General features: G+C 53.9%; 18 protein-coding genes. All 18 read right to left on the reverse strand.

Annotated elements, in window-relative coordinates; translation table 11 throughout:
• Positions 1-12: 12 nt before the first annotated feature.
• The 18 genes from JNE38_RS27045 to JNE38_RS27130 all read right to left on the reverse strand — a co-directional run bounded on the left by JNE38_RS27045 (position 13) and on the right by JNE38_RS27130 (position 15,160).
• Positions 13-756: an ABC transporter ATP-binding protein gene (locus JNE38_RS27045; RefSeq protein ID WP_203354144.1), complete on the reverse strand. Its 744-nt coding sequence runs from the start codon at positions 754-756 to the stop codon at positions 13-15.
• A gap of 4 nt (positions 757-760) precedes the next feature.
• A complete protein-coding gene (locus tag JNE38_RS27050; protein WP_203354145.1) occupies positions 761-1,543 on the reverse strand; it encodes an ABC transporter ATP-binding protein in 783 nt (260 codons plus the stop codon).
• Positions 1,540-2,553, reverse strand: a complete 1,014-nt coding sequence (locus tag JNE38_RS27055) for a branched-chain amino acid ABC transporter permease (RefSeq protein ID WP_203357766.1) — start codon at positions 2,551-2,553, stop codon at positions 1,540-1,542. Before JNE38_RS27055 ends, JNE38_RS27050 begins: the two co-directional genes overlap by 4 nt.
• A complete protein-coding gene (locus tag JNE38_RS27060) occupies positions 2,553-3,431 on the reverse strand; it encodes a branched-chain amino acid ABC transporter permease (protein WP_203354146.1) in 879 nt (292 codons plus the stop codon). Before JNE38_RS27060 ends, JNE38_RS27055 begins: the two co-directional genes overlap by 1 nt.
• 130 nt (positions 3,432-3,561) lie before the next feature.
• Positions 3,562-4,389, reverse strand: a complete 828-nt coding sequence (gene paaX, locus JNE38_RS27065; protein ID WP_203354147.1) for a phenylacetic acid degradation operon negative regulatory protein PaaX — start codon at positions 4,387-4,389, stop codon at positions 3,562-3,564.
• Positions 4,390-4,540: 151 nt separating this feature from the next.
• A complete protein-coding gene (locus JNE38_RS27070) occupies positions 4,541-4,969 on the reverse strand; it encodes a thioesterase family protein (RefSeq protein WP_203354148.1) in 429 nt (142 codons plus the stop codon).
• A 23-nt stretch (positions 4,970-4,992) separates the two neighbouring features.
• On the reverse strand, positions 4,993-6,192 hold the full coding sequence (locus JNE38_RS27075) for a thiolase family protein (RefSeq protein ID WP_203354149.1): 1,200 nt from the start codon (positions 6,190-6,192) through the stop codon (positions 4,993-4,995).
• A gap of 29 nt (positions 6,193-6,221) precedes the next feature.
• On the reverse strand, positions 6,222-7,421 hold the full coding sequence (locus JNE38_RS27080) for a thiolase family protein (RefSeq protein WP_203354150.1): 1,200 nt from the start codon (positions 7,419-7,421) through the stop codon (positions 6,222-6,224).
• On the reverse strand, positions 7,421-8,176 hold the full coding sequence (locus tag JNE38_RS27085) for a 3-hydroxyacyl-CoA dehydrogenase family protein (RefSeq protein WP_203354151.1): 756 nt from the start codon (positions 8,174-8,176) through the stop codon (positions 7,421-7,423). The genes JNE38_RS27080 and JNE38_RS27085 overlap by 1 nt, the downstream gene beginning before the upstream one ends.
• Complete coding sequence (locus tag JNE38_RS27090; protein WP_203354152.1) at positions 8,160-9,017, reverse strand: 3-hydroxyacyl-CoA dehydrogenase family protein; 858 nt, start codon at positions 9,015-9,017, stop codon at positions 8,160-8,162. Before JNE38_RS27090 ends, JNE38_RS27085 begins: the two co-directional genes overlap by 17 nt.
• Before the next feature lie 22 nt (positions 9,018-9,039).
• Positions 9,040-9,816 carry an enoyl-CoA hydratase-related protein gene (locus JNE38_RS27095; protein ID WP_203354153.1) on the reverse strand — a complete coding sequence of 259 codons (777 nt, stop codon included), beginning with the start codon at positions 9,814-9,816 and terminating at the stop codon, positions 9,040-9,042.
• Between the two features lie 9 nt (positions 9,817-9,825).
• Positions 9,826-10,599 (reverse strand): enoyl-CoA hydratase-related protein, encoded by a 774-nt coding sequence (locus JNE38_RS27100; protein ID WP_203354154.1) that lies wholly within the window; start codon positions 10,597-10,599, stop codon positions 9,826-9,828.
• A gap of 33 nt (positions 10,600-10,632) precedes the next feature.
• Positions 10,633-11,961: a phenylacetate--CoA ligase PaaK gene (gene paaK, locus JNE38_RS27105; protein WP_203354155.1), complete on the reverse strand. Its 1,329-nt coding sequence runs from the start codon at positions 11,959-11,961 to the stop codon at positions 10,633-10,635.
• Positions 11,962-12,007: 46 nt separating this feature from the next.
• Positions 12,008-12,793: an enoyl-CoA hydratase-related protein gene (locus JNE38_RS27110; RefSeq protein ID WP_203354156.1), complete on the reverse strand. Its 786-nt coding sequence runs from the start codon at positions 12,791-12,793 to the stop codon at positions 12,008-12,010.
• A gap of 31 nt (positions 12,794-12,824) precedes the next feature.
• Positions 12,825-13,211 (reverse strand): PaaI family thioesterase, encoded by a 387-nt coding sequence (locus tag JNE38_RS27115; protein WP_203354157.1) that lies wholly within the window; start codon positions 13,209-13,211, stop codon positions 12,825-12,827.
• A gap of 151 nt (positions 13,212-13,362) precedes the next feature.
• On the reverse strand, positions 13,363-13,833 hold the full coding sequence (paaI, locus tag JNE38_RS27120; RefSeq protein WP_203354158.1) for a hydroxyphenylacetyl-CoA thioesterase PaaI: 471 nt from the start codon (positions 13,831-13,833) through the stop codon (positions 13,363-13,365).
• A 2-nt stretch (positions 13,834-13,835) separates the two neighbouring features.
• A complete protein-coding gene (locus JNE38_RS27125) occupies positions 13,836-14,135 on the reverse strand; it encodes an EthD family reductase (protein ID WP_203357767.1) in 300 nt (99 codons plus the stop codon).
• A gap of 713 nt (positions 14,136-14,848) precedes the next feature.
• The gene (locus tag JNE38_RS27130) at positions 14,849-15,160 is read right to left on the reverse strand and encodes a cytochrome C oxidase subunit IV family protein (RefSeq protein ID WP_203354159.1); all 312 of its coding nucleotides are present in this window, start codon (positions 15,158-15,160) and stop codon (positions 14,849-14,851) included.
• Between the last annotated feature and the right edge of the window lie 3 nt (positions 15,161-15,163).

Consider the following 15,163-nt stretch of genomic DNA (forward strand, 5'->3'; position numbering starts at 1 on the left):
TCTGTGTTATTGTCAAACCGCTTCATGGGAATGTCCCAAATAGGCAGATTGCACGCGTGGATCGCTCTTGATCATCTCGGCTGTGCCTTCCAGCATGACGGTTCCCGTCGAGAGCACGTACGCTCTGTCTGAGATCGCCAGCGCCGCCCGGGCATTTTGCTCAACCAGCAGAACCGTCGTCCCCCACTGTGAGCGGATCTCCTGTACGATTGCCAGAATCTCTTTGGCAATCAGGGGAGCGAGGCCAAGCGAGGGCTCGTCCAAAAGCAGCAGCTGCGGTCGGGATAGCAAGGCCCTGCCGATCGCCAGCATCTGCTGCTGACCCCCTGACAGCGTTCCTCCGAGCTGCCATTTGCGCTCAGCCAGGATCGGGAAACGTTCGTACACCGTCGCCATTTCTTTGGCGATTTCTCGCTTGCTCGTCTTGGGCATCCGGTGAGAAGCCCCCAGCCACAGATTGTCTTCGACGGTCAGCGTGGAAAAGATCTGTCTGCGCTCGGGCACATGCGCCATCCCTCGCGTCACTACAAGCTCGGCCGGGACGCGGGTAATCTCCTGGTCCTTCAGCCACACCTTGCCATCTTTTGCTCCGTGCAGGCCGCATATGCAGTTCAGCAGAGTGGTCTTGCCAGCCCCGTTGGACCCGAGCAGCGATACGATCTCCCCTTCGTTTACCTTGAGGTCAATTCCGTGCAGCACTTCGACGGGGCCGTAACGCGCCCTCATGCTTTCTACACGCAATATTGCTTTTCCCATCCTCTCACCCCCGACTGTCTTCCTGTTCTTCTGTCCCCAGGTAAGCCGCAATGACACGCGGATTTTCCTGTATTTCGCGCGGGGTTCCTTCCGCAATCTTGCTGCCTTGATCGAGGACGACGATGCGATCGGCAATCGTCATGATCATATCCATGTCATGCTCGACCAGCAGGATCGCCGTTCCGTTTTCGCGGATCTCCTGAAACATGCGGCTCATTTCCGCTGTCTCGGTATGATTCAAGCCAGCAGCAGGTTCATCGAGCAGCAGCAGCCTCGGCTCCGCGACCATCGCTCGGGCGATTTCCATCAGGCGAAGCTTACCGTAAGGCAGACTTCCCGCTTGCCACGCAGACAGCGATCCGAGTCCGACCTTTTCCAGCCATGCCCCTGCCCGCGCCTGCATGATTTGCTCTTCCCGACGCGCGCTCCCAAGACTCATCCCGCAAGAAAACAGGCTCGCTTTTGTCTTGGTATGCATGCCCACCATGACGTTTTCCAGGACGGTCATATCGTCAAAGGTTTGGAGGTTTTGAAAGGTTCGGGTGATCCCGCGTTTCGCGTATTCATAGCCAGGCACACGGCTCATCGGCTGATCGTCAAAGCGAATTTCCCCTTCCGATGGCGGGATGACTCCAGATACCATGTTGAGCACCGTGCTTTTTCCTGCACCGTTGGGGCCGATCAAGGCGAGGATTTCTCCCTGCCGCACCTGAAAATCGACGCGATTCACTGCGCGTACGCCGCCGAAATCGCGAGAAAGGTCTTGTACCTCTAGCAGAGTCGTCATGTCGCCGCCTTCCCCTCCATTCGCTGCTCCGTTTTCGCCGGTGCTTTTTTCGCTTGCGCCTTTTCATACATCGAACGGATGCGCGGTACCAGTCCCTCTGGCATGAACATCACGATCAGCACCAAAATGGCACCGAACACGATGGTATCTACATCTCCCTGCAGTCCCGGCACCACTTCGCTCAGAAGGACAAGTCCCTCACTGATAAACCCGATGAGCAAAGCACCGATCAGTGCTCCCCAGATGCTCGTCATCCCGCCGATGACGACCATGGTCAAAAACTTGATCGACTCGTGCATGCCGAACGGCTGCGGATCGAGAATGCCCATGTAGTGTGCGTACAGACCGCCAGAGATTCCAGCGAACATGCCGCTGACGACAAACGCGTTTAGTTTGAATTTTCTAACATCCACTCCCATCGACGTCGCGGCAATCTCGCTCTTGTGAATCGCGCGGAAGGCCCGTCCGATCCGGGAGTGCATCAGGTTGAGCGAGAAGAGCAGCACACAGGTGACGATTCCCCAGATCAGGTAGTACATCGACAGCTCGCTGTCTCCGAAAAACGCGATCTTGGGAATGCTGATCATTCCGCTCGCACCGCCTGTGACCGGCTCCCACTCTGATATCCCGATCTGTACGATGTACCCAAACGCGAGGGTCGCCATCGCCAGATAGTAGCCCTGCAAGCCTGCGATCGCTCTCCCCAGGATAAAGGCGAACAATGCCGGAACAATGGCGGAGGCGATGAGCCCGAGCAGCGGTGTCAAACCGAACTTGGTGGTCAATACAGCGGATGTGTAAGCACCTATTCCCCAGAACGCTGCTTGTCCCAGAGAAATTTGCCCTGCGAGCCCCATCACCAGACACAATCCGATGGAGACGATCGCATGGAGGCCGATGACAATCCCAACGGAGCGGTAGTATTCGTCCGGCATCACAAACGGAAAGAGAATCATAAGTGCCAAATAGATGCCGAGGCCCTTCCCCCATTTACCAAACAGTTGCTTCATCATAGCCCTCCTTTCCCTACGCTGCGTTCTCCAAAAATGCCGGATGGCTTAACCAACAGCATGGCGATCAACACCAGAAACGCAATGGCATCTTTCATCCCGGAGCTGATGTAACCTGCCCCAAGCGACTCGACAATCCCGAGAATAAACGCGGCGACTGCTGCACCCAGCGGATTTCCCAGACCGCCCAGGATTGCTGCCGAAAACCCTTTGATGCCGAGCAACACTCCGATATCGTACGAGGTTACACTGAGCGGTGCGATCACAATGCCGGCGATCGCTCCAGTCGCACCACTGATCCCAAAGGCGAGCATGCTCATCTTGGCCGGGCTGATTCCCATCAATCGCGCTGCCATCGGATTGACTGAGCAGGCGTTGATCTTTTTGCCGAGCATCGTTCTGTCCATCAGATACCACAGCAGGAACAGAATGATCAGGACGGCAGCTAAAATCCAGATGCTTTGCTGCGCGATGTTGACGCCTCCCAGTGAAATCGGCTGGTTGCTGGTGATCGGATCGAGTGCGTATGCATCCTTCCCCCAAATGAAGCTCGCCAGGCCGCGGATCAACGTAGAAATTCCGATCGTTAAGATGATCAAGCTGATCGGGCTCGCTTTCTTTACATAAGCAATTACATATCGCTGCATCATGACCCCGATCAGCGTGACAATCAGGATCGCCAACAGAGCGGCCAGTGCGTACGGGACATTCATTCCGATCATGGCTACCGTGACCATTCCACCCAGCATCAAAAATTCGCCCTGTGCCAGATTGATCACTTTGCTGACGTTGTAGATCGTGATGAATCCTACTGCGACGATGGCATAAATGCCGCCGCTGACCAAGCCATTCGCAACATACTGGAGCAATTCTGTCATGTTCGTGCTGTACCCCCTTTACCTTTCTGCCAATTACCATTTAAAACGCTTACATTTTAATTAATGGAAAAATAAAAGAGAATGAATGCCCTAGCTACTACTAGGGCTGTTTCCTGTCTGGCTCACGCGCCTACTTTTCTGGCGCTGCTTCATACACGGTCTCAAAGAATCGGACAGCCCCGGGATTCAGTAATTGATAATAGTTTTGGAAAAGCTCGTCTGCTTCTTTTCCCAGCCATAGCTGTGGCAACAATTCCTGAGGCAAATCAGGGTCGATGAACAAAAACTTCCGATACTGATGGACCAGCTTGGTTTTATTCACGAAGCAGAGGCTATCGGGAACTTCCTTGTTTTGGCGCACACTCTCTGCTAATTCTTCGTACTCCGTGCGGTATGTATCGATAAATTCTCTGTACTTGTCATTGATTTCGTCGATATTCCAGCATTTTTGTACCAGCTGCTTGGGATCGCTCCAGCCTGCATGCTCCGCCCAGAAAACTTCCACAAACTCCGTAATTTCCTGTGACTCCGTCAATTCCTTGATGGGATCAACCAAATTGTTGGGGCTGATCCAGGTGCTCGTCGTCAGCATACCGAAGCCCATCCATCCAAGCTCTTTGCGCAGCTGATCACGCAGTGCTCTGCGCTCCTCCGGGATGTTGTAGCTCACCATGCACCACTTGCCATCCCAGACACCTGTTTCCACCTTGTAGATCCTCGCTGCCGCCTCCTCCAGCCGTTTTTTGCCACGCTCGGAAACCGAATAAAAGCTGCGGTTCCCTACTTTCCGTGACTCCAGCCAGCCTTGGCGAAGCATCCGAGAAATCGCGGCGCGGACAGCTGGTTCTGACAATCCGAACTCTCCCATGAGCTTGGTCAGACTGCCAATCCAGATTTCACTGCCGTAATGACGGACATATTCACCATAAATTGTAAACAGCATGGATTGTGGCTTCACGTTTTTCTACCTCCAGATCGATTCATACCTATTCGCTGTGAAATTGTACCATAACTTTTGCATGCGCGTGAATCGACCCAGAACATATGACGCTATAATTATATAACGTTATTCTTACGTCATTATATTAAAACGTTTATAAAGAGTCAATTTATTCTGTCATATTTTTTTCCATTTCGTCGATTTCTGTCTGTAACTGCTGAAATCGCCGCTTCATTTCGTCCTTGTTAAAAATGGCTTGCGTGAACATGCCTACTCCCACTCGGTTGCGGGCGGTATCTGCCGTAACCTCGCAAATGACCCGCTTTTCGGTCACCTCCACGCAAACCGCGCGGAAGGTGACCTCTTGTCCAATGACGGCAGGACCGACGTGCTTGATATCAATGGCAAAGCCCGAGCCTTCCTCATGCTCGTCCAGATGGGGCACAAGGACGTAGCGGCCTGCTTTTTCCATGTAGTAAATCATACTGACGGTAGACATGACGGGGTGGATCACTTCCCCGTCAAAAACAGGTACCATCTCTGGCGTTACCGTCACCGTGAATTCAGCTGTCGTGCCTGGCTGCAGCTCATCTTTCAAATCGGTCACCTCCTGCAATCGATTTATACCCGTTCGATGATCGTTGCAATCCCCTGTCCGACTCCAATGCACATCGCTGCCAAGCCATAGCGGGCACCGCGACGCTCCATTTCGTACAAGAGCGTAGTGAGGATGCGTGCCCCGCTTGCGCCGAGCGGATGTCCCAGCGCGATGGCTCCGCCGTTTACGTTTACGAGCTCAGGATTTACACCTAGCTCACGTACGCTGGCCACGGCTTGAGCTGCAAAAGCCTCATTGAACTCAAACAGATCGATTTGATCAATCGTAAGCCCAGCCATCTTCAAGGCCTTGCGCGTCGCTGGTACCGGCCCGATCCCCATCACGGATGGATCGACACCTGCGACTGCGGAGGCAACAATGCGTGCGCGCGGCTTCAGTCCGGCTGCCAACGCCGCTTCCTGCTCCATGATCAGCAAGGCGCTCGCACCGTCGTTGAGACCGCTGGAATTGCCGGCAGTCACGGTGCCATCTGTCTGGAAGGCCGGCTTCAGCTTCTGCAGCTGCTCCATCGACGTTTCCGGACGGGCGTGCTCATCACGGTCAAACAGCGTGACCTCCCCCTTGCGTCCACGCAGTTCCACAGGCACGATCTCCGCTTCCCAGTAGCCTTTTTCCAATGCTTTGGCATAGTTTTGCTGGCTGCGCAGGGCAAACTCATCCTGTGCTTCACGGCTGATGCCGTATTGCTCCGCCACTTTTTCCGCTGTCTCTCCCAGACTGATCGGCGGATACATCTCTTTCATCTTGTCATTGACCAGACGCCAACCCAGCGTCGTGTCCACCAGCTGCTGATTGCCTCGCTGAAAGGAAGTAGCCGGCTTCATCATGACCAGCGGGGAACGAGTCATGCTTTCCGTTCCGCCCGCAATGTAGGTCTGCCCAGCTCCAGCTTTGATCGCAAACGCACTCTGATTGACCGCTTCAAGTCCTGAGCCGCACAGTCGGTTCACCGTGACTCCAGGCACGTCAACAGGCACGCCAGCCAGCAGCAAGGACATGCGCGCCACGTTGCGGTTGTCTTCCCCCGCCTGGTTTGCGCAGCCAAAGATGACATCGTCGATACTCGCATGATCGATCGCATTGCGCTCCAGCAGCCTGGAAATGACGAGCGCACCCAAATCATCGGGGCGCACGTCTTTGAGGGCACCGCCAATACGGCCTATCGGTGTCCGCAGAGCATCTATAATTACAGGTGTATTCATGTCTTCTCCTCCATCCTGTCCGCTGTCTTTTATTCGAATGCCTCAACCAAGGTAGCCAGTCCTTGACCGCCGCCAATGCACAAGGACACCACGCCGTAGCGCTGCTTGCGACGACGCAATTCATACAGGATGGTACCTGCCAGTCTCGCACCGCTTGCGCCGAGAGGGTGACCCAAAGCAATCGCTCCCCCGTTCACATTGGTCTTTTCCGGCGGCAAGCCGAGCTCGCGCATGCACGCGAGAGATTGGGAAGCAAACGCTTCGTTCAGCTCAAACAGGTCAATTTGGTCGATCGTCATGTCGGCTTCAGCCAGTAGTTTACGGATCGCTTCGACAGGTCCTATTCCCATGATGCGCGGATCTACTCCGGCAGTGGCGAAGTGCACGATGCGGCCCAGCGGCTTCAAACCGAATTCATCCAGCTTTTGCTTGTTCATGAGCAGCAAGGCAGCCGCTCCATCATTGATCCCGGAAGAATTTCCTGCTGTCACACTGCCATTTTTGCGAAATGCAGGACGCAGCTTTGCGAGCGATTCCACACTGGAATCACGGCGCGGATACTCGTCCGTGTCAAAAAGGGTCTCTTCCCCCTTTTTCCCACGCAAAGTCACAGGAACGATTTCTTCACGGAACCGTCCGGCATCGATTGCAGCTACAGCCCGACGCTGGCTTTCCGCAGCAAACAGGTCCTGATCCTCGCGGCTGATGCCAAACTGCTCCGCCACATTTTCAGCCGTGTCCCCCATGGTCAGCTCTCCGTAAAGAGAAACAGGTGCCGAACGCGGGCCTCCGAACGATTCGATCAAAGTCTGCCCGCCGCGTTGATAGGGTTGTTCAAACTTCTCCATGATGTACGGAGAACGAGTCAGATTTTCTACCCCGCCAGCCAGCATCACACTGCTGTGGCCAGCCTGGATGGATTGCGCCGCCAGATTCACAGCCTCCAGCCCGGAAGCACATACGCGGTTTACCGTAAGCCCAGGCACCGTTTCCGGCAGACCCGCTTTCAGCAGCCCGACACGTGCAATATTAATGAAGGGACCCGCTGAGATCACGTTCCCCATGATGACTCCATCTACTATTTCTCCGGTCTGTCCTGCCTGCCCAAGCGCGCCGTTCAGCACAATCGCAGTCAAGTCATCGATCGGCGTATTCTTCAGGCTTCCGCTCAGCTTCCCGATCGGTGTGCGAACGGCTGCCGCTACATAGACTTCTTCCCTTGCTGGCATCAGACTTCACCTCCGTTACTTGGCTGGTAGCTGTAAAAGCCTTGGCCGCTCCTCACACCGTAGCGCTTGGCGAGTGCCAGCTTGCGAAGCAGGGGAGCTGTCCGATAGCGCTCTTCCGCGAGGTCGCGCTGCAGGCCGCGCGAAATGGCATAGATCTCGTCCAGCCCGATCCGATCCGCCCACTCCAGAGGACCGTACGGGTAGTTGGTTCCCTTTTTCATCGCGATGTCGATGTCTTCTAGCGTAGCCGCCTTTTCCATCAGCGTGAAAGCCGCTTCATTAATGATCAGGGAAAGAATGCGCGGAAATACGAGACCGACCTCATCCTCTACCACTTCAGTTTCCTTGCCGAGCGAATGGAAAAATGCGACCGTCGCTTCCAGGGCAGCTGCCTCTGTCTGCAGGGCAGGCGCCACCTCAAACAGCGCGCGCTCTGCCAGAGGCACCAAAGTGCCAAAGCCGCATACCCGCTCTGGATGGGAAGTCCAGGACGCGGCTTCCGTCGCTGTAATCGCCAGCGAGGTGGTCACGACGGGAACGGAAGGCCCCAGCAAGCGATCGATTTCGCTTAGCTGCTGCTTTTTCGCTTCCAAGTCGAGATTGTTTACTTCGATGGCTAAAAAGATCGCATCCGCTTCGGCTGCCCCTTCTGCAAGGGAAACCACCCGATAGCCGTTTGCCGTTATTATTTGATGCAGCTCCGCCTGAAGAGGGCTGTCCCCCGTGAGCAGAACTGTCTTATTTGCTGTAGTCATAGAAGCCATCCCCCGTCTTTCTGCCCAGACTTCCTGCCTGTACCATTCGCTGCTGGATGCGGCTGGGCTTGAATCGTCCTTCGTGGAAGAAATCGGTGTAGACCGATTGGGTCGTGGCGAAGTTAATGTCGATGCCGATCATGTCTTGCAGCTCGAACGGCCCCATTTTGAACCCGCCTGCCTGTTTCATGATCCGGTCGATCTTCTCTACACTTGCTACGTTGTCGCCCAGAATGCGCAGTGCCTCATTGTAGTACGGGCGGGCAATGCGATTCACAATAAATCCAGGTGTGTCCGTCACGAGTACAGGTACTTTGCCCAGCTCCTCTGCGAAGCGATAAGCAGTCTGTACGTTTTCTTCGCTGGATTTCTTCCCGCGAATCACCTCGATCAGAGGCATGACCGGTGCAGGGTTGAAAAAGTGAAATCCCAGAATGCGTTCGGGGTGTGGCAGTCCTCCCGCGATCTCCGTAATGGAAATGGAGGAGGTATTCGTGAGCAGGAGCGCATCGCTTCTGCAAATGCGGCTAAGGTCGCCAAAAATGGTTTTCTTCAATTCCAGTCTCTCTGGCACAGCTTCGATGACGATGTCAGCTGCCGCCAGCTTTTCAAAGTCGGAAATAAACTGAACGTTCTCCAGCGTCTCTGTTTTTTTCTGTTCGCTGATTTTCCCTTTTTCCACGTCCTTGGACAAAATCGATTGCAGATACCCCATCGCTCTGTCCAACACAGCCTGGTTTGCGTCCAGCAGCAACACTTGGTGCTCACGGCGGGCACAGACGAGAGCGATTCCTGCTCCCATCGTTCCTGCGCCAATTACTCCTACGGTTTTTCTCTCCACTGATCTCGAACCTCCCTTTGCCCTATCGGCCTGTAAAGCGAGGAGCACGCTTCTCCATGAAGGCGGCCACCCCTTCTTTGTGATCCTCTGTGCTGCCTGCCGCCTCCTGCGCAAACGCTTCGTACTGGAGCGTCTCTTCCAGGTTCATTTCCAGGCCTTTGTACATGGTCCGCTTGATCAAGCCGATCGCACGGGTAGGCAGAGAGGCGAGCTTGCGAGCGTACGCCATGGCATCCTCCATAAAGCTGTCTGCCGGGTACACTTGATTGACCAGCCCGATCCGCAGCGCCTCTGCAGCCGAGACCTTTTCTCCGGTCATGGCCAGCTCCAGCGCCTTGCCCATGCCGACAATCCGCGGCAGGAAGTAGCAGCCTCCGGAGTCGGGAACGAGTCCAATGCCCACGAAGGCGTTTACGAACGAAGCTTTGTCAGATGCGAGCCGGATATCGCAAGCAAGCGCGACGCTCATGCCAGCTCCCGCTGCTACGCCGTTCACTGCCGCGATGATCGGCTTTTCTGTCTTTTGAAACTGGAGAATCATCGGATTGTAGCGATCTCGCAAAAATCCCCCGAAGTCCACTTCGCCGCCTGCGACATCTCCGAGGTCCTGACCTGCGTTGAACGCACGGCCTGCTCCCGTCAGCACGATGCAGCGCACCTGCGCATCCTTCTGCGCCTGTTTGAGTGCATCTGTGATTTCTTTGTTCATTTTTTCCGTGAACGCATTGAACTTGTCTGGTCGATTCAGAGTCAAGACTGCTACGCCTTCCGATACCTCATAAAGAATCGTTTCGTACATGGCCGCCTCCTAGTTACCCGTAAACCGGGGTCTGCGCTTCTCCAAAAAAGCCTGCATGCCTTCTTTGCGATCCTCACTTGCGAGAAGCAGGTAAAAGCCGTTTCGCTCGTAATCCAAACCTTCCTGCAGGGGCAGATCGTCCGCCTTGTATGCCGCTTTTTTGATGACCTGCACCGCGAGCGGCGGTTGTCCCGCGATTTGCTTGGCCAGCTTGAGGGCTTCCTGATAGTACGCTTCCACAGGCACGACCCGGTTCACGAGACCGTAGCGCAGCGCTTCCTTCGCCGTGATCGGATCACCCGTGAGCAGCATTTCCATGGCCTTGCGCAGTCCCACTGCACGTACCAAGCGCTGCGTGCCACCCGCTCCCGGCATCACCCCGAGCTTGATTTCCGGTTGACCGATGACAGCCGACTCCGACGCGATGACGATATCGCAGTTCATCATCAGCTCACAGCCTCCGCCAAGCGCAAAACCGCTGACGGCTCCGATGATCGGCTTGGAGATGAGCGAGATGCGATCCCACACGGCAAACTGATTTCGCTTCATGATGTCGATCGCCGATGCCTCGGCCATTTCATTGATATCTGCCCCGGCAGCGAACGCCTTGTCATTTCCCGTGAGGAGAATCGTCCGGATGTCCGGATCCTTGTCCAGCAGCTCCAACTCTGCGACGAGCTCATCGATCAGCTGTAAATTCAACGCATTGAGAATTTTCGGTCGATTGAGCGTGACAATACCGACCCCATCTTCGCGGCCAGTGGTGATGTACTCATAAGACACGTGCTCATCCTCCTTTCTCCAACCAAGACAGATTTAGATGGCAGCTTGTGCTTTATTGCGGTTGTCGACGACACGAATCGCTTTGCTCTCGCTTCTGACGAGGGAATTAGGCGGCAGGAATCGCACGACCACCGATACTCCCAGCGAGCATTTGATCATATGACCGATTTCTTTGACCAGCGCGGACAAGGCCGGACTGTCCACAGACCCAATCTCATTCAGATATTCAGGTGTCAATTCACAGTGAACCTCAAAACGGTCGAGGGCTCCATCACGTTCGATGACCACCTGGTAATGCGGCGCCAATTGCTTGAAAGTGAGGAGGACGGCTTCGATTTCCGTGGGGAATACATTGACCCCGCGGATGATCAGCATATCGTCTACGCGGCCTTTGATGCGGGACATGCGCATGGTGGTGCGGCCGCACTTGCAAGGCTCTGGATTGAGGGAAGCGATATCCCCTGTGCGATAGCGAATCACCGGGAACGCCTCTTTTGTCAGGGAGGTAAACACGAGCTCGCCTTCCTGGCCGTACGGAAGCACTTCGCCAGTATTTGGATCGATGATTTCCGCGTAGAAATGGTCTTCAGCAATGTGCAAGCCATTCTGCGCTTCATGGCACTCAATCGATACGCCTGGTCCCATGACTTCGCTCAGACCGTAAATGTCCACGGCTTTAATGTCGAGTGCCTCTTCCAATTGCACACGCATTTCCTCAGACCATGGCTCGGCTCCGAAAATACCGTACTTGATGCTCGTCTCTCTAGGATTGATCCCTTGCTTTTTCATTTCTTCGACGATATTGAGAACATAAGAAGGAGTTGCGGACAGACCACGTGGCTTGAAATCCTCAATCAGCGTGATTTGGCGCGGAGTGTTCCCGCCAGAAACAGGGACAGCTACTGCACCCATGCGCTCGATTCCATTGTGCAGGCCCAATCCACCGGTAAAGAGTCCATAGCCATAGGCATTGTGAAAAATGTCGCCCGGCTCGCCGCCTGCACAGCAGATGGCACGCGCTACGATTTCTGCCCAGTTGTCCAGGTCATTTTTGGTGTATCCCACTACCGTTGGCTTGCCTTTCGTTCCTGAAGAACCATGAATCCGCGATACTTCCTTCATATCCACTGCGAACAGATTGAAAGGATAGTTCTCACGCAGATGCGTTTTCTTCATGAAAGGCAGCTTTTGGATATCCTCCATGCTCTGAATGTCTTGCGGCTTCACTCCAGCTTCATCAAACGCATTTCTATGAAAGGGGACTCGTTCATATACACGTGCTACGGTTTCTTGCAGACGTTTCAGTTGCAATTCTGCCTTTTTCTCTTTTGACAGCGTTTCCATTTCCACGTTAAAAATCATACCGCTCCCTCATTTCTACGTTCTCGTTGAGTATCGGATCTGGCTGTTATTCGCCTTTAAACTCAGGTTTGCGCTTTTCTCGAAAAGCTTCGAGAGCTTCCAGACGGTCTTTGGTCGGAATAATCACTTCATAGCACATCGTTTCCAGATCAAGTCCGGTTTGCAGGTCTACGCTGGACCCGCGGTCAATTGCTGATTTTGCCTGGTATACGGCCAACGGTGCGTTGGCGAGAATCTCCTGCGCCAAGCCCCACCCCCGCTCATTCAGCTCTTTGAGGTCGTCTGCCACGCCATTTACAAAACCGAGCTCGTATGCGTCAGCAGCAGTGATGCGGCGAGCCGTCAAAATCAGTTCCTTGGCTTTGGAAGGCCCGATCAGCCTGGACAACCGCTGCGTACCGCCTGCTCCTGGTATGATGCCCAGGCTCACTTCGGTAAGTCCCATCTTGGCATCGGCCACCGCATAGCGGAAATCACAGGCCAGCGCCAGCTCGAATCCTCCGCCGAATGCAAACCCATTGATCAGGGCAATCGTCGGCTGCGGGAGTCTTTCCAAGGCCGTAAACACATCTCGAATCTTACGCACATTGCGTCGTACCTGCTGCTCCGTCAGCGTCCGGCGCTCCTTCAGGTCTGCTCCTGCACAGAATGCGCGGCCTTCTGCTTTTACCAACACGACCCGAATCTCTTTGGAATTCAGGCGAACCTCCTCGATGATCTCACCCAGGCGATCCAATGTATCGTAGTTTAATGCGTTCAGCTCATCCAGACGATTGAGCGTGATGACCCCGATGTGTCCGTCCTGTTCGAAGCGCACGGTTTCCTGATTCATCTTTGTCCTCCTTCGTGCTTGTGGAAAGAAATTACGACTTCTTCGTCCGTGCGTAGGTGCCGGTCGCTACTGCTACGAGCTTGCCATCGCAAGTGACACGGGCTTCCATGATGATCAAGGTTTTGCCCGATTTCAGCACGGTGGACTGCGCCTCGAGCAGCTCACCTTTTGCCGGGTACAAATATTGGATCTTGCTCTCTACCGTGACGCATTGCTGCACACCGTCGATATGAGGTGCCGCCCCATGTCCCATCGCTACATCAGCCAGCGTGGAAGTCACGCCGCCATGCACGACTCCTTCGATGCTGTTGAACAATTCAGGGCGGATTTTCAGAGCGACCTTGCACCCATGCTCATCTCGATGGATGACTTCTATTCCCAGGTAGTCGTTGAACCGATTTCGGATATCTTCAGTCATCGCTGCGTCCCCTTTTTTGTTCAGATAAGAAACAGGAAGCTTCTTATCCCGTATACGTTCGTGCCTCGACAGAGGTTTACATGTCATCTCACGTAAAACAGTGAAAGGAGCCTTGGCATCTGCATTCGGCATCCTTTCCACTGCTTACCTTCTAATTTGGTTGTGCTTCGTCCTCCGTAGAAACGAAGTACTCATTTTTGCGATACGCCAGTGCATCCAGTGTGGCGATCAACTCGTTTTCGCTTTCGACGCGGATGCGGTACCAAGCCGTACGATTGTTTTTCTTCTCCTCTGTTGCCGTCGCGACGAGTCGATTGCCTTTGAAGCCTGCTGCCAAAAAGCCGATATTCATCGACAACGCAACAGAGGTCTTGCCGTAAGAATTGCAGGCTGCGGCAAATACGAAGTCGGCCAGCGAGAAGATCACCGCTCCATGTGCCGTTCCGTGGGCATTTAGCATATGGTCTTGGACAGTCAGCTCTGCGGTTGCTGTCCCTTCCCCTAATTCTATCAGCTTGATCCCGAGAAATTGTGCGTACCGGTCATTTACCAGCCTTTCACAGATCTCGTCGTATCGTTCCCGGTGAAGCTTGCTCTCGTCAACAAACGGTTTCGCGCTCATGTTTATACCACTTCGGCAAAGTGCATGGAGACCACTTGACCTGCAAAGCCGCGGAGGTCTTTCCCTGCCGCACGTCCTTCCGGCGATGACAACGCTTCCAATAATGCCTCTTTGGATTCGAAGTACATTTCAGCAATCAGATGCAGATCGCTTTCTCCCATCGGTGTTCCGTATATTCTGCTAACTTCCAATTTGATCAAGCCTGGCATTTTCTCGACTAACGGGGCATGAACTTCGTTGTAATGCTTGTCAAATGCCTCGATATCCTCAGGTTTGCGATAGATTGCCACCAATTTCACCATCATGATCCCTGCTTTCTTATAGAAATTATTCAATCATGTGACGTGTATTAAGTATAACGTTATTTTAACGTACGTTATATTTTTTATTATATAAACACTTCAGAATTGGCGCAAGTATTTTCCTTTTTCCAAGTGACAAGGTCCGACAAACGAAAAAAGGCCCCTCTCCAACTGTATGGAGAAAAGCTTCTGTTCATTATCGATCTGAAAGAAAAACGCATTTGCTCCGACAGTGGTGGAGAAGCGGAAAAAGGAGAAAACGCTCCAGCTTCTTGGGTCCCCCGCGGAGGGTCATCCCTGTCCAGCTCCATGTAAAAAGCGAAACCGCGTCCAAAGTAGCTCTCTCCGGATGAATCTCAAAGGTGGACGCTTAAGGGCGTGTTTCTCTTTTTCCATTCCGCTTCGGCTGGCGCCTTCCTGACCAGCCTTGGATCTCCCAGTTGCCTTATTATGTGGGCTTCTCAAGGAGGGTATTTAAAACATGTTGCTAGAAACCACAAAAGCTCGCAGGAGAAGCAGGTTTCCAGGTGGAGCGACTCCGCTTCCCCGTGAATCATTGTGGAGCGGACAGTCTTCCCTTCATCGCGGGGCCACCGAGCTTGTTCGGTGGGAATGGGCTGGAGCGCAGATCGGAAACCTGCTTCTCCCCACCTCAGCTATGTTGGTATCCACCCAAAGAAAAAGGGCGGACACGAATGTCCACCCTTTTTCTGCTAAATCCAAACCCAGTATACGAACACGATGATCGCCAGCAGGATAACAAACAGTCCTGCAAAGATGCTGATTCGTGCAAATTCGTGACCCTTTTGGTCCATGTGCATCCAGACAAAGAGCTGGAATAAGGCTTGAATGAAAGCCAGAACCACGATGAATGGTACGGTAAAGCCGACTGGAATCACTTCGTAAGCCACTGCGATAAACGCCAGCGCAGTCAGTACGAGGGAACCGATGAACGCAACGAGATGCCGTTTCGGACTGTCGTGCTTCACTTTAGGCTTGCGCACTTCTTCAGTATGTGCTCCCATTGT

Origin of the sequence: Brevibacillus choshinensis (assembly GCF_016811915.1) — a bacterium.
In the GTDB taxonomy this organism is placed as follows: domain Bacteria; phylum Bacillota; class Bacilli; order Brevibacillales; family Brevibacillaceae; genus Brevibacillus; species Brevibacillus choshinensis_A.

What these genes read in the sequence shown, in the direction of transcription:
- JNE38_RS27045 (WP_203354144.1), bottom strand. Translation starts at nt 756, where the DNA reads ATGGGAAAAGCAATATTGCGTGTAGAAAGCATGAGGGCGCGTTACGGC.
- JNE38_RS27050 (WP_203354145.1), bottom strand. Translation starts at nt 1,543, where the DNA reads ATGACGACTCTGCTAGAGGTACAAGACCTTTCTCGCGATTTCGGCGGC.
- JNE38_RS27055 (WP_203357766.1), bottom strand. Translation starts at nt 2,553, where the DNA reads ATGAAGCAACTGTTTGGTAAATGGGGGAAGGGCCTCGGCATCTATTTG.
- JNE38_RS27060 (WP_203354146.1), bottom strand. Translation starts at nt 3,431, where the DNA reads ATGACAGAATTGCTCCAGTATGTTGCGAATGGCTTGGTCAGCGGCGGC.
- JNE38_RS27075 (WP_203354149.1), bottom strand. Translation starts at nt 6,192, where the DNA reads ATGAATACACCTGTAATTATAGATGCTCTGCGGACACCGATAGGCCGT.
- JNE38_RS27080 (WP_203354150.1), bottom strand. Translation starts at nt 7,421, where the DNA reads ATGCCAGCAAGGGAAGAAGTCTATGTAGCGGCAGCCGTTCGCACACCG.
- JNE38_RS27085 (WP_203354151.1), bottom strand. Translation starts at nt 8,176, where the DNA reads ATGACTACAGCAAATAAGACAGTTCTGCTCACGGGGGACAGCCCTCTT.
- JNE38_RS27095 (WP_203354153.1), bottom strand. Translation starts at nt 9,816, where the DNA reads ATGTACGAAACGATTCTTTATGAGGTATCGGAAGGCGTAGCAGTCTTG.
- paaK (WP_203354155.1), bottom strand. Translation starts at nt 11,961, where the DNA reads ATGATTTTTAACGTGGAAATGGAAACGCTGTCAAAAGAGAAAAAGGCA.
- JNE38_RS27110 (WP_203354156.1), bottom strand. Translation starts at nt 12,793, where the DNA reads ATGAATCAGGAAACCGTGCGCTTCGAACAGGACGGACACATCGGGGTC.
- JNE38_RS27115 (WP_203354157.1), bottom strand. Translation starts at nt 13,211, where the DNA reads ATGACTGAAGATATCCGAAATCGGTTCAACGACTACCTGGGAATAGAA.
- paaI (WP_203354158.1), bottom strand. Translation starts at nt 13,833, where the DNA reads ATGAGCGCGAAACCGTTTGTTGACGAGAGCAAGCTTCACCGGGAACGA.
- JNE38_RS27125 (WP_203357767.1), bottom strand. Translation starts at nt 14,135, where the DNA reads ATGGTGAAATTGGTGGCAATCTATCGCAAACCTGAGGATATCGAGGCA.
- JNE38_RS27130 (WP_203354159.1), bottom strand. Translation starts at nt 15,160, where the DNA reads ATGGGAGCACATACTGAAGAAGTGCGCAAGCCTAAAGTGAAGCACGAC.